The organism is Massilia atriviolacea, assembly GCF_003953935.1.
Lineage (GTDB): Bacteria > Pseudomonadota > Gammaproteobacteria > Burkholderiales > Burkholderiaceae_D > Telluria_A > Telluria_A atriviolacea.
Genome location: NZ_RXLQ01000009.1, coordinates 135866 through 148109, shown reverse-complemented (window position 1 = coordinate 148109; position 12244 = coordinate 135866). Strand labels below are relative to the sequence as shown.

Here is a 12244-nt window from a genome sequence, read left to right as displayed (position 1 = left end):
TTATCTGCGGTGCTTGCTCAGGAAGGACCAGATCAGGGCGTTGGCATCGACATCGCGGCTGGTGGCGCCGAGCGGCAGGCCGACGTTGAAGGCGTCGGCGCCGGCCCAGGTATGGCCGCCGTTGCGGATGGTGACCAGCGCCGCGCTCACGCCGTCGCGGCTTTGTTCGAGGTGCGTCACCTCGGTGCCATCGAGCTTGTCGCTGTCGATCGTGCGTTCGCTTGCGGGCGCGCCATCGAGTCCGCTGTGTTTCAGCCAGTACCGGTGCGACTCGCCGGCCCCCAGATAATGCCCCGCCTTGCCGTCGAAGGCGACGATGGTGTCGGCCGTGCCGCCGATGTGCATGACGCCGATCCTGCCCGGTTTCGGCTGCTGGTCGATCAGCGTCTGCGGTGTCGACGCGCCCACCACGGCCACTGCCGCAAACAGATGCGGTAGTTCGGCGGCGACGCGCAGGCTGAAAAAGCCGCCGCGCGACAGGCCGGTGGCGTACACGCGGCGCTGGTCGATGCGGTAGTCCGCCTTCAGCCTGGCCAGCATCGCTTCGGTAAAACCGATATCGTCGCTGCCCTCCTTGCTGTCGCGTGCCAGGTTGACGTTCCAGTCCTGCTTGATGCCCTGCGGGTAAACCACGATGAAATGTTCGCGCTCGGCGGCCTGGTTCATGCGCGTGTAGAGCATTTGTTCGCGCATGGTCATCCCGCCGCCGTGGTAGTTGATCACGAGCGGATACTGTTGTTGCGGATTGGCGGCGTAGGAGGTGGGCGTGTAGACGATGAATTTGCGCTTCACGTCCTGGTGGACCAGCCGCTGTTCCTGCGCCGTGGCGGGGATGCAGGCGCAGAGAAAAGCGATGAGCGGGAACAGCGATTTCATGGAGCCTTCCTGGAGGAGTGGAAAGACTCCAGATTACGGCGGCGCCTGTGAAACCGATGTGAACCCGCCCCGGTTTACGCGCCCGGGTTGGTGATGCGCGCGTGGATCGCGTCGATCTGCGCCACCACCTCCGGCGCCAGGGTCACCGACATGGCGTCGATATTTTCCTTCAGCTGCGCCAGGCTGGTCGCGCCGATGATGGTCGAGGCCACGAACCAGCGCGAGTAGCACCACGCCAGCGCCATCCCGGTCGGCGTCAGGCCGTTGGCGCGCGCCAGCGCCGCGTATTCCTTGACCGCCGCCAGCACCGGCGGACGCAGGTAGCGCGGGCTCCACGAGGCCGGGAAAATCGTCAGGCGTCCATGCGCCTTGGGATCGTCCAGGTACTTCGCGCTCAACTGCCCGAACGCCAGCGGGCTGTAGGCCAGCAGGCTTACATCTTCGCGGAAGCAGGTTTCGTCCATCAGGCTGGTCTCGAAATTGCGCGCGGTCAGGTTGTACAGGTTCTGCACGCTGGCGATGCGCGGAAGCCCTTTGATCTCGGACTGCTTCACGAATTCGCTCACGCCCCACGCGCTCTCGTTCGACAGGCCCACATGGCCGATCTTCCCGGCCGCGATCAGGTCGGCCAGCGCGGCCAGGGTCTCTTCGACGGGAATCGCCGCGCGCTCCTTGGCCGGATCGAACGCGGTCGCCCCGAACACCGGCACGTTGCGGCTCGGCCAGTGCAGCTGGTACAGGTCGATATGGTCGGTCTGCAGGCGCCGCAGGCTCTCTTCCACGGCGGTGCGCAGGCTGGCGGCATCGAGGTTCTGCTTTCCTTCGCGGACCCAGTGCAGGTTCGGATTCGGCCCGGCGGCCTTGCTGGCCAGGACGATCTCGCTGCGGCGGCCGGTCTTTTTCAGCCAGCTGCCGATGAAGCGTTCGGTGTCGCCCTGCGTCTGCGGACGCGGCATGACCGGATACATTTCGGCGGTGTCGACAAAGTTGATGCCGCGCTCGAGCGCGTAATCGAGCTGGCTGTGCGCATCGGCTTCGCTGTTTTGTTCGCCGAAGGTCATGCTGCCGAGGCAGATCTTCGATACCTCCAGCGGCGTGCGTCCGAGCCGGGTCTTGAGCATGGTGCTTTCCTTATGGTCGAAGGGCCTGCGCGCATTCGCGGATCAGGCCCGATCCCTGATAAATCAGGCCGGTGTACAGCTGCACGAGCGAGGCGCCCATCTTGATTTTTTCCTTGGCGTCGGCGCCGCGCATGATACCGCCCACGCCGATGATCGGTACCGCGTCGCCCAGTTCCTGGCGCAGTGCGCGGATCACGATGTTCGACAGTTCGAACACCGGCGCGCCCGAGACGCCGCCGGTTTCCTGGCCGTGCTTCATGCGCTCGACGTCGCGGTGACTGAGCGTGGTGTTGGTGGCGATGACGCCGTCGATCTTGTGGCGCAGCAGGGCGCCGGCGATATCCTTGATCTGGTCGCCGTCGACGTCGGGCGCGATCTTCAGCGCCAGCGGCACGTAGCGCTTGTGCTGGTCGGACAGGCGCAGTTGCGCGTCCTTCAGGCGCGCGAGCAGCGCGTCGAGTTCCGAGGCGCCCTGCAGCTGGCGCAGGTTGGCGGTGTTCGGCGACGAGATATTGACCGTCACGTAGCTGGCGTAGGGGTAGACTTTGTCGAGGCAGTGCAGATAGTCGTCGACCGCGTTTTCGATCGGCGTGCTGGCGTTCTTGCCGATGTTCAGGCCAAGCACGCCTTGCCGGTCCTGGTAAAACTTCGATGCCTGCACATTGGCGACAAAGGCGTCGACGCCGCCATTGTTAAAGCCCATGCGGTTGATCACGGCGCGCTTGGCCGGGATGCGGAAAATGCGCGGCTTCGGGTTGCCCGGCTGCGGCCTGGGCGTGACGGTGCCCACTTCGATGAAGCCGAAACCGAGGCTGGAGAGGCCGTCGATGTAGGCGCCATCCTTGTCCAGCCCCGCGGCCAGGCCGACCGGGTTGGGGAAGGTGATGCCCATGACGGTGCGCGGATCGGGGGCGGGCTTGCTTAACAGGCCGGTCAGGCCGAGCGAAGCGGCGCCGCGCAGGAAGGGGAGGGTGACATTGTGCGCCGTCTCGGGCTTGAGGGAAAACAGCAGGGGACGACCTAAGGCATACAGCAGTTTCTGGGACATGGAGTGCTCGGGTTGGTGCGTGTCCCGCATTTTACCGTGTGCCGGGCCTGCCCGCCCACCGGCCGTTAGCGATCGAGCAGGCTCCAGACGGCGTCGATGCGCGCTTCGAGCGGGCGGAAGTTGATCTTGTAGGCCATCTTGGGGCTCTGTTCGATCCAGTAGCCGAGATACACATAGGGCAGTTTCAGTTCGCTGGCCTGGGCGATCTGCCACAGCACGTTGTAGGTGCCGAAGGAGGCGCCGGGAACGTCGGGGTCGAAAAACGTGTACACCGACGACAGGCCGTCCGAAAGCACGTCGATGATCGAGACCATGCGCAGCACCCCGGCGCCATCGCGAAATTCCACCAGGCGCGTGTTGACGCGGCTTTGCAGCAGGAACTGGGCATACTGGTCGCGGCTGTCCTGGTCCATGCCGCCGCCGATATGGCGCGTGGTCTGGTAGCGCAGGTAGAGGGCGTAGTGTTCGTCCGAAAAACTCAGGTTGGCGACCGTGGCCACCAGGGCCGCATGGCGCGTCCAGGCGCGCCGCTGGCCGCGGCTGGGCGAAAATTCGGCGGCGCGCACGCGCACCGGGATGCAGGCATTGCAGCCGTCGCAGTAAGGGCGGTAGGTGAAGATGCCGCTGCGCCGGAAGCCGTTTTTTACCAGTTCCGAGTAGACGTCGGCGTTGATCAGGTGCGAAGGCGTGGCCACTTGCGAGCGCGCCTGCCGTGCGTCGAGATAGCTGCACGGGTAGGGCGCTGTGGTGTAGAACTGCAGCGTCGAGAAAGGCAGGTCGTTTAAGTGCGTCATGCAGTCGCTTTCGATGCGCGTGGTTGCGAACGGTGGCCCTGGTTGCTTCCTTCGTTTGTATTGTAGCGAAACTTTACGCTGTTTACGGCGTCTGTGTAAATGGCGAGCCCGGTTTCCATTGCGCGATGCCCGGTTTGGCGATGGCGTCGCGTAAATGCGCCAGGAAGGCCGCGCGCGCAATCGGCGCCGCGCCCAGCGACGCCAGGTGGCCGGTCTCCTGCTGGCAGTCGATCATGGCCACGCCCTGGCGGCGCAAGAAGGCGACCAGGAAGGCCAGCGCGATCTTGGAGCCGTCGGTCACGCGCGCGAACATCGACTCGCCGTAGAACATGCGGCCGATGCACACGCCATAGGCGCCGCCGACCAGTTCTCCATCGAGCCACAGTTCCGCCGAGTGGGCGTAGCCCATGTCGTGCAGGCCGGTGTAGCCGGCCACGATGTCGTCCGAGATCCAGGTGCCCGGGCCATCCTTGCGCGGGGCGGCGCAGGCGCGCATCACGTCGCCGAAGGCGCTGTCGAAGCGCACCTGCCAGCGCCCGCCTTCCTGCATGCTGCGTTCGACCCGGCGCAGGGCCTTGCGCAGGCTGTTGCTGATACGAAAATCCTCCGTCATCAGCACCATGCGCGGGTCGGTGCTCCACCAGAGGATCGGCTGGCCTTCGGAAAACCAGGGGAAGATGCCGTGCTTGTAGGCGCTCAGCAGGCGCTCGGGCGACAGGTCGGCGCCGGCCGCCAGCAGGCCGGGCGCGTCGTAGGTGAGCGCTTCGGAGACGTCGGGAAACGGCGAATCGGTGTCAAGCCAGGGAATCATGGCTTATGCGGGATCGCTGACAATGCGCATCGCCCGCACCACGTCGTGCGTGTGAAAGCCGAAAGCGCCGCCCTCGCGCAGGCGGGCGCAATCGGCGAAAAACAGTTCCAGGGTGGTGCGGATGGTGGGGAAGGCCAGGTCGTCCCAGGGAATCTCGTGCTCGGCGAACATGCGCGCATCCAGGCTTTCGATGCCCGGGGTAAAGTCCAGGCTGCGCAGGCGCGCCAGGTAGAACAGGTGGACCTGGTGCACCTGGGCTACGTTGAGCAGGCTGAACAGGTTGCCGATCTCGATGTCGGCGCCGGCTTCTTCCTCGGTTTCGCGGACGGCCGCCTCGGCGGTGGTTTCATCGTTTTCCATGAAGCCGGCCGGCAGGGTCCAGAAGCCGTGGCGCGGTTCGATGGCGCGCTTGCACAGCAGCACGCGCACTTGGTCGCCTTCCGGTTGCCAGACAGGAATGGAACCGACGACGAGTTTGGGATTCTGGTAGTGGATTGCCGCGCATTGTTTGCAGACGTAGCGCGGGCGGTTATCGCCTTCGGGGATGAGCAGGTCGACGGGATGGGCGCACTCGGAACAAAATTTCATAAAAAGAGGAAAGAGTATGGGAAGAATGATGTTCGCTTACTGTACACCGATTGCAGGGCCGATGCGGTGCGCGCAGGGGCGAAAAGCGCGCCGGCGCACCCGGCCCGGCCTTCGCCTTACCGCTATCGCACATCTTGATTGGATTAATATTGCCTAATTATGGAAAGTCCCCTATAATAACTGCATACAGACGCGGGGTGGAGCAGTCTGGCAGCTCGTCGGGCTCATAACCCGAAGGTCACAGGTTCAAATCCTGTCCCCGCAACCAAATTCGAGAAGCCCTCGGTTCTGCAAAGAACCGGGGGCTTTTTCCGTTACGGCGCCGGCGCTCAGCGCCGCTGGGCGGCGGCGTGGCGGTCGAGCTTGAACACACTGAGCGCCTTGACCAGCACCGTGGTCTGTTCCTGCAGGCTGGCGGCCGCTGCCGCCGCTTCTTCCACCAGCGCGGCATTTTGCTGCGTTACTTCATCCATTTGCGTCACCGCATCGTTGACTTGGTTGATGCCGGCGCTTTGCTCGCGCGAGGCCGAGGCGATCTCGTTCATGATGTTGGTCACCTTGTGCACCGAGGTAATGATGTCCTGCATGGTGGTGCCGGCTTGCCGGGCTAGCGCCACGCCGCTGTCGACCTTGCCGATCGAGACATCGATCAGTTCCTTGATTTCCTTGGCCGCGCCGGCGCTGCGCTGGGCCAGGTTGCGCACTTCGGCGGCCACGACGGCAAAGCCGCGCCCCTGTTCGCCGGCCCGGGCCGCTTCCACGGCGGCGTTGAGCGCCAGGATGTTGGTCTGGAAGGCGATCCCTTCGATGATGCCGATGATGTCCACGATCTTTTTCGACGAGTCGCTGATGTCGCTCATGGTGCTGGCGACCTGGCCGACCACGGTGCCGCCCTTGCCGGCCACGCTGGAGGCATCGTCGGCCATGCCGGTGGCCTGCTCCGCATTGCCCATGTTTTGCTGCACCGTCGACGCCAGCTCTTCCATGCTGGAGGCGGTTTCTTCCAGCGACGAGGCCTGCGATTCGGTGCGGCTCGACAGGTTCAGGTTGCCGGCGGCAATTTCGCGGGTGGCCACGCCGATCTGCTGGGCGTTGCGGCGCACGTCGCCCACGATCGAATGCAGGTTCACGCGCAGCTGGCGCAAGGTGCGCAGCAACTGGCCCATTTCATCGGTGCGCTCGCTGCTCATGTCGGTGGTCAGGTCGCCGCCCGCCATGATGCGGGTGGCGCGCAGGGCCTGGCGCAAGGGGCCCAGCACAGTGCTGTAGAGCACGTAACACAGGTGCAGCAAGGCCGCGATCGACAGGATCGAGAGCGCAATCAGCCACAGCGGGCGGGTGCTGCTGAACATGAGGGCCAGCATCGCCGCCAGCAGCAGGCTGACTGTCATGCCGATGCGCTGCCCGAGCGAGATGCTCAGCAGCGCGGAGAGCTTGCTCAGCGCGCCGTTCGACACGGCCCGGCCGTTGCGCACGGCAAGCTGGCGTGGATTACCGGTTTTTAACTCGCGATACGCCGCGGCGGCTGCACTGACCTGGTCGTTCGTGGGTTTGGTGCGCACCGACATGTAGCCGGTGGTCTGGCCGTTCTCGACCACCGGGGTGACGTTGGCCAGCACCCAGTAATAGTCGCCATTCTTGCAGCGGTTCTTGACCAGGCCGCTCCACGGCTGTCCGCTCTTGATGGTCGCCCACAGGTCGGCAAAGGCTTCGACCGGCATGTCCGGATGGCGCACCAGGTTTTGCGGCGCGCCGATCAGTTCTTCTTCGGTGAAGCCGCTGATCTCGATGAAATAGGGATTGGCGTAGGTAATATTGCCTTGGAGATCGGTGGTGGACACGATCGTTTCGGTATCGCTGATGATGACCTGCTTCTCAGTGACCGGCATGTTGATGCGCATGCTACCTCCGTACCTGTTGTCGGGTGATAGCTCATACTAATTCAGCGTCGGCGGCGATACGACGAATATTGGGCCATTGTGGTTATTCTGCGAATGTGAAGATTCACAAGCGGCCGGTTCTGCTATTTGCACCAAAGTAATAACCGATGGCCGTGGCCGCCAGGGTAATGATCGGGCCAAAGATAAGCTGCATGAACAGCATCAGGTTTTCGACATGCTTTCTGGCACTCTCATTCAGCGGTAATGTCCACAGGTAAATAAAGGACATCAATACCAGCGCGGTGACGAGGCAAATCAGCGCATAGGCGATGTTGCGCCTGGCTATTTCTTGTTGTTTCTGGTGGTTGTAGGGAGCAAGCAGGCGTTTGGTCGTCAGGATCGGACGTCCAGGAGAGCGCCAGCGGGAGGGGTGTCCCGTATCCAGATCGAGGTCGGCGATGCTTTCCGTGTCGGCGTCGCCTGTTTGCGGCGAATCGGACGATGACGACGTGCCTGAAGAATTGCCGAGTTCGCTCATACCTGCCTTTGCTAGTTCCAGAGATAGTGAACCTTGCTCAAGTTTCCATCCTTATCTTCGATCAAAATGCTTCCTCCATTTTTTCGCGCTTCCTGGAATAATTTGAAGTCCGACAGCGCCTGGCGAACGAGGTCGCCTTTGCTTATCCCGTTCGATTTAGCGAGCTCTTCTAATATTTGAAGTTCCTGTTCTGAAAGCGAAAGTTTTACCTGGTATTCAGTGTTACTCATGAATATCTCCTCGACACAGCGAGTGGTGGCCACGTTCGATCCCCTGAATTTATCAGCGTTATAAAAGGAGATCAACCGTGAGGTGCGGTGCAGCCCGTGGCGTCATCGAGTTCCCGCCGCTCCTTTGAGGACGGACAAGCATTCTGCGAATGCTTGTCCGGAGACCGGATCAGGAATGCGGACGCATGGCCGCCATCGCTTGCCCGATATACGCTTTCATCTCATCGGTGATCCAGCTGCCGATCATCAGCAGCGGTTCCTTTTCGTAAGCGACGCGGATTTTCGCGTGGGTGGCGGGATCCTCGCCGGCGAAGGATTGCGACAGGTCGATCCACTCGCGCATCAGCTCGCGCACCTGCGGCGCATCCGGCGGTGCGCCGTCCGCGATGGCCTTGCGCACCCGCGCGATCAGATCCGGCCACTCGTCCATGCGCAGGCGGTAATGGGCCTCCATGTACGCAAACTCCGCCGGCGACAGGTATTTTTTGAACATCGCCAGGCGCGACTGCGCGAAGGCTTCCTTCAAAAACGCTTCGACTTCCGGCGTGATCCCGTTCTGCTCGCGCATGGCCGGCTCGCGCGCCTGCATGGCCAGGATGCGCACCATGACGCCCGGGTCGCCGTTGGTGTCGCGCTCCAGTTTCAGCATCCATTCCTGCGACAGCAATTGCGCCTCGGGGCTTGATGGCGGCGTGCCGTCGGCCAGCATGCGCTTGAAGCGCGCCACCATCGCATCCCATTCGGCGATGCAGGCGGCGTCGCCGGCAAAAAACGGCAGTTGTTTCAGTTCTTCTTTTGAAAAATAGGTGTCGTACATGGTCATTAACTCCAAAGTGGTCAGCCACGCGGCCAGGTCCGGCTCCACCCCGGCACCGAGCTCGCTGTGCAGCGTCGTCAGCTGCGCGCGCAAGATGCCGGCCTGGTCGATCTGGCGGGTCAGCGCGGCGATCTGCTGCTCCACGATGGTCGACAGGCTGGAGGCCGGATTGGCCAGGAAGGTTCCGATGTCGGCCAGCGACACGCCGAAGCGGCGCAGCGCCTGGACCTGGTGCAGGCGGGCGATGTCGTCGCGGTTGTACAGGCGGTAGCCGGCCTCGGAACGCGCCGAAGGACAGAGAAGACCGATGCTGTCGTAATGATGGAGTGCGCGCACCGTCAGTCCCGACCGTTTCGCCAGCTCGCCTATTTTCAACTTCATCGAATCGCTCCTTGTCTTCATGCGTGAGCACAGTGTGGAGTCTGACCCCACGTCAGGGTCAAGCGGATTATTCGTCTGCTACCGCGGGTGGATGCAGGCTGGCCCACAGGTGGGCCGCCGCCATGGTCCGGTGCGGCGCGTAGCGCGCCAGCAGCGCTTCGGTGCGCGCCATGTCCGGCTTGGCGTCTTCGCCCAGCAGATGCTGGAACGCGGCGCGGATCGCCACGTCCCCGTGCAGCGAGCAGTCGGCGTAGCCGTAGCCGCGCAGCAGGGCGTAGTTGACGGTCCACGGGCCGATGCCTTTGACCGCCAGCAGCGCCGCCGCAACCGCCGAGGCGTCGTCGCCGCGATCGAGCGTCAGTGCGCCGCCGTCGACCAGTTGCGCGAGGCGCAGCACGGTGTCGGCCTTGGAGCGCGAGAATTTGCGCGTGGTGAGGTCGTCGGCCAGCAGGCGCGCCGCGTCGCGCGCTTCGGGATAGCACCACACACCGCTGCTGTGCTGGCGGCCGGCCTGCAGAATGAAGGTGCGGCGCAGCGCAATGGCGAAGGTCAGGTTGATTTGCTGGCCGATGATGGCCCAGGTCAGCGCTTCGAAAATGGTGGCCGACTGCACGATGCGCAGCGCCGGCTGACGCTGCGCCACGGGTCCCAGCAGCGGGTCGCCCTGCACCGCCGCCAGGAAGGGCGCCGGGTCGATCCGCAGCGCCAGGATGTTGAGCAGGGCATCGTCGACCTGGCGCACATGGTCGGGCGTGAGCGTGCCGTCGGCCTGCACCGTGCACAGGGCGGCCTCAGTGCCGATGGCGATATCGAGCAGCACCGGCACGCCGCCGATCGTCACGCCCTTGCGGATGCGGCCGGGCGACACCTGTTCGGCCACCGCTTCGGGATCGCGGCTGTGGAAGGCGAGGATGTCGGCGCTGCGGTAGCCGGCCGGAAGAGGAATCGACGTCTGCAAACGACTGCCCTATTTGCTGGTGGGAGAGGGCGCCACGATAGCACGCGGGCCGAAGGGATTGAAGCCCGTCACCAGCGCGGTGCCGGTGACAACGACGGCGGCCCCGGCAAGCGTGTACCAGCCCACGTGCTCGGACAGGAACAGCACGCCCCACAAAATCCCGAACAGGGGACTGAGGAAGGTGACGGTCAGCGCCGAGGTGGCGCCGACATCCTGTACCAGTTTGAAGTACATGATGTAGGCGATGCCGCTGCACAGGATGCCCAGTGCGAGCGCCGCGCCCATGATGCCCGGCGTGGCGGCGGCGGGCGCCGGGAAGAACGGCAGTGCGGGAATCACCAGCAAGGCCGCGGCCCACATGCTGCCGTGCGCATTGGCGAACGGCTCGACCGCCTTGGCCGCCGTGGCCGTTCTGGCGTAGGTGCTGGCCACGCTGTAGCAGAAGGCGGCCAGCAGCACGGCGCCGATGGCGAGCGGTGCGCCCGGGCGCGCGCTGACGTCGTCGAAGCCGACCAGCAGGGCCACGCCGCAGGTGCCGAGCACCAGCCCGAGCACTTGCTTGCCGGCGATGGCCTGGCGCGACCAGAACGCGCCGATCAGCGCGCCCCACATCGGCGCGGTGGCGTTGAGCACCGACAGCACCGATGCCGACAAGGTGCGCGCGGCAAAGGCGAACAGCAAAAAGGGCAGGGCGGAGTTGATGAAGCCGAGGATCAGGTAATGCTTCCAGTTGGCGCGCAGGTCGAGGCGTTTTTTCAGCACCAGGCCGACGATGGCCAGGAACAGCGCCGCGAAGGCGACCCGGTATTCGATCAGCACGGCCGGCCCGAGCACCGGCGCGGCGATGCGCATGAACAGGAAGGAGCTGCCCCAGATGGCGGCGAGGACGATCAGGCGAAGCAGGTTGGCTGTGCTCATGGGAAGACTTTCGATGCGCTGCGTAACGAAGCGCTATTCTGCAGCGCCGGCAGCGCCCCGGAACCCCGCATGTTGCTATTCAATCAGAGCGCGACCGCGCACACGTCCGTGCCGGCCGGCGCCAGCGCCGCCGCATGGCGCACCTGCAGTTCGGCCGGCACCCCGTTCTTGACGGCGGTGAGCTCCGCGAGGATCGAAATCGCGATCTCGGACGGCGTCTTGCTGCCGATGTACAGGCCGATCGGCCCGTGCAGGCGCGCCAGCTGCCGGTCGGACAGGTCGAATTGCCTGAGCCGCTCGCGCCGTTTGGCGTTGTTCAGGCGCGAGCCGATCGCGCCCACGTAGAAGGCGTCGGACTTGAGCGCCTCCATCAGCGCCAGGTCGTCCAGCTTGGGGTCGTGCGTGAGCGCCACCACGGCGCTGCGGTGATCGAGGTGCGATTCGAGCACCAGGTCGTCGGGCATCATGTGCACCAGCTGTACGCCCGGCAGGTTCCAGCCGGCCCGGTATTCTTCGCGCGGGTCGCACACCGTCACGTAATAATCCATGGCCGTGGCGATCTGCGCCAGAAAACGCGAGAGCTGGCCGGCGCCGATGATGAACAGGCGCCAGCGCGGGCCGTGGATCGTGGTCAGCACGCCGTCGGCCAGCAGTTGCGCGTCGCCCGACTGCGCCGGCCTCAAGGTGACGGCGCCGGTCGCCAGGTCGAGCCGGCGCGCCAGCAGTTCGTGCGCTTCCAGGCGCGCGAGCAGTTCGTCGATGGCGCTGGCGTCGGACAAGGGCTCGATCGCCAGTTCGATGGTGCCGCCGCAGGGCAGGCCGAAGCGGTGCGCTTCGTCGGCGCTGATGCCGTAGCTGACCACCTCCGGAACCGCGCGCGTGATGCCCTCGCGGCGCACGCGCTCGATCAGGTCATCCTCGATGCAGCCGCCCGAGACCGAGCCGACCACGCGGCCGTCGTCGCAGATGGCGAGGGTGGCGCCGATCGGGCGCGGACTCGAACCCCAGGTCTTGATCACGGTGATCAGTTCGCAGCGCCGGCCGGCGGCGATCCACGCCGAGGCGGTCTTTAATACTTCCAGGTCTATGCTGTCCATCGGATCGAATATACTGGCGCTCCTGAATCGAGCACATGGTGGGTGGAAGATGAGCAATGATACAAAAAATGACGACGGCTCGCCGAAGTTCGGCCGTTTGCTGGCCGTGCTGGTGGCGGTAGTGGTGTTCTGCGGCGTGCTGACCTGGATTATGGGAACCTACTTCCCGAACTTCCCGAGCTAGCCG

At 64.4% G+C, this 12244-nt stretch carries 14 protein-coding genes and 1 tRNA gene; 2 read left to right on the top strand and 13 right to left on the bottom strand.

The genetic code is table 11. The features are described 5' to 3' along the window. From EJB06_RS18120 to EJB06_RS18095, 6 genes are all read right to left on the bottom strand, one after another. Positions 1–876: a CE1 family esterase gene (locus tag EJB06_RS18120; protein WP_126075420.1), complete on the bottom strand. Its 876-nt coding sequence runs from the start codon at positions 874–876 to the stop codon at positions 1–3. 74 nt (positions 877–950) lie between these two features. After that, on the bottom strand, positions 951–1997 hold the full coding sequence (locus EJB06_RS18115) for an aldo/keto reductase (RefSeq protein ID WP_126075419.1): 1047 nt from the start codon (positions 1995–1997) through the stop codon (positions 951–953). 10 nt (positions 1998–2007) lie between these two features. Beyond that, the gene (locus EJB06_RS18110) at positions 2008–3045 is read right to left on the bottom strand and encodes a quinone-dependent dihydroorotate dehydrogenase (protein WP_126075418.1); all 1038 of its coding nucleotides are present in this window, start codon (positions 3043–3045) and stop codon (positions 2008–2010) included. A gap of 65 nt (positions 3046–3110) precedes the next feature. After that, positions 3111–3839: an arginyltransferase gene (locus EJB06_RS18105; RefSeq protein ID WP_126075417.1), complete on the bottom strand. Its 729-nt coding sequence runs from the start codon at positions 3837–3839 to the stop codon at positions 3111–3113. Positions 3840–3921: 82 nt separating this feature from the next. Then, complete coding sequence (gene aat / locus EJB06_RS18100) at positions 3922–4650, bottom strand: leucyl/phenylalanyl-tRNA--protein transferase (RefSeq protein WP_126075416.1); 729 nt, start codon at positions 4648–4650, stop codon at positions 3922–3924. A gap of 3 nt (positions 4651–4653) precedes the next feature. Beyond that, positions 4654–5238: an NUDIX hydrolase gene (locus EJB06_RS18095; RefSeq protein WP_126075415.1), complete on the bottom strand. Its 585-nt coding sequence runs from the start codon at positions 5236–5238 to the stop codon at positions 4654–4656. A 191-nt stretch (positions 5239–5429) separates the two neighbouring features. Between EJB06_RS18095 and EJB06_RS18090 the strand changes: the two genes are divergently transcribed. Then, positions 5430–5506 (top strand) — tRNA-Met (locus tag EJB06_RS18090). Between the two features lie 61 nt (positions 5507–5567). Here the strand turns inward: EJB06_RS18090 and EJB06_RS18085 are convergent. From EJB06_RS18085 to EJB06_RS18055, 7 genes are all read right to left on the bottom strand, one after another. Continuing rightward, positions 5568–7139 (bottom strand): methyl-accepting chemotaxis protein, encoded by a 1572-nt coding sequence (locus EJB06_RS18085; RefSeq protein WP_126075414.1) that lies wholly within the window; start codon positions 7137–7139, stop codon positions 5568–5570. A 103-nt stretch (positions 7140–7242) separates the two neighbouring features. Further along, positions 7243–7656 (bottom strand): hypothetical protein, encoded by a 414-nt coding sequence (locus tag EJB06_RS32240; protein WP_198420856.1) that lies wholly within the window; start codon positions 7654–7656, stop codon positions 7243–7245. Positions 7657–7667: 11 nt separating this feature from the next. After that, positions 7668–7886: a ribbon-helix-helix protein, CopG family gene (locus EJB06_RS18075; protein WP_126075413.1), complete on the bottom strand. Its 219-nt coding sequence runs from the start codon at positions 7884–7886 to the stop codon at positions 7668–7670. Positions 7887–8055: 169 nt separating this feature from the next. Further along, positions 8056–9084: a MerR family transcriptional regulator gene (locus tag EJB06_RS18070; protein WP_126075412.1), complete on the bottom strand. Its 1029-nt coding sequence runs from the start codon at positions 9082–9084 to the stop codon at positions 8056–8058. A gap of 67 nt (positions 9085–9151) precedes the next feature. Next, positions 9152–10042 carry a DNA-3-methyladenine glycosylase family protein gene (locus EJB06_RS18065; protein ID WP_126075411.1) on the bottom strand — a complete coding sequence of 297 codons (891 nt, stop codon included), beginning with the start codon at positions 10040–10042 and terminating at the stop codon, positions 9152–9154. Positions 10043–10051: 9 nt separating this feature from the next. Beyond that, positions 10052–10960, bottom strand: coding sequence for a DMT family transporter (locus tag EJB06_RS18060; protein ID WP_126075410.1), 909 nt, complete (start codon positions 10958–10960; stop codon positions 10052–10054). A gap of 83 nt (positions 10961–11043) precedes the next feature. Next, complete coding sequence (locus tag EJB06_RS18055; protein ID WP_126075409.1) at positions 11044–12057, bottom strand: XdhC family protein; 1014 nt, start codon at positions 12055–12057, stop codon at positions 11044–11046. Between the two features lie 49 nt (positions 12058–12106). Between EJB06_RS18055 and EJB06_RS32900 the strand changes: the two genes are divergently transcribed. Further along, on the top strand, positions 12107–12241 hold the full coding sequence (locus tag EJB06_RS32900) for a hypothetical protein (RefSeq protein WP_267876906.1): 135 nt from the start codon (positions 12107–12109) through the stop codon (positions 12239–12241). Positions 12242–12244 lie beyond the last annotated feature (3 nt).

Bases quoted from the DNA above. Each gene is read 5' to 3' on its own strand.
- EJB06_RS18085 (WP_126075414.1), bottom strand. From the start codon at position 7,139: ATGCGCATCAACATGCCGGTCACTGAGAAGCAGGTCATCATCAGCGAT.
- EJB06_RS18120 (WP_126075420.1), bottom strand. From the start codon at position 876: ATGAAATCGCTGTTCCCGCTCATCGCTTTTCTCTGCGCCTGCATCCCC.
- EJB06_RS18115 (WP_126075419.1), bottom strand. From the start codon at position 1,997: ATGCTCAAGACCCGGCTCGGACGCACGCCGCTGGAGGTATCGAAGATC.
- EJB06_RS18105 (WP_126075417.1), bottom strand. From the start codon at position 3,839: ATGACGCACTTAAACGACCTGCCTTTCTCGACGCTGCAGTTCTACACC.
- EJB06_RS18095 (WP_126075415.1), bottom strand. From the start codon at position 5,238: ATGAAATTTTGTTCCGAGTGCGCCCATCCCGTCGACCTGCTCATCCCC.
- EJB06_RS18075 (WP_126075413.1), bottom strand. From the start codon at position 7,886: ATGAGTAACACTGAATACCAGGTAAAACTTTCGCTTTCAGAACAGGAA.
- EJB06_RS18070 (WP_126075412.1), bottom strand. From the start codon at position 9,084: ATGAAGTTGAAAATAGGCGAGCTGGCGAAACGGTCGGGACTGACGGTG.
- EJB06_RS32240 (WP_198420856.1), bottom strand. From the start codon at position 7,656: ATGAGCGAACTCGGCAATTCTTCAGGCACGTCGTCATCGTCCGATTCG.
- EJB06_RS18110 (WP_126075418.1), bottom strand. From the start codon at position 3,045: ATGTCCCAGAAACTGCTGTATGCCTTAGGTCGTCCCCTGCTGTTTTCC.
- EJB06_RS32900 (WP_267876906.1), top strand. From the start codon at position 12,107: ATGAGCAATGATACAAAAAATGACGACGGCTCGCCGAAGTTCGGCCGT.
- EJB06_RS18055 (WP_126075409.1), bottom strand. From the start codon at position 12,057: ATGGACAGCATAGACCTGGAAGTATTAAAGACCGCCTCGGCGTGGATC.
- aat (WP_126075416.1), bottom strand. From the start codon at position 4,650: ATGATTCCCTGGCTTGACACCGATTCGCCGTTTCCCGACGTCTCCGAA.
- EJB06_RS18060 (WP_126075410.1), bottom strand. From the start codon at position 10,960: ATGAGCACAGCCAACCTGCTTCGCCTGATCGTCCTCGCCGCCATCTGG.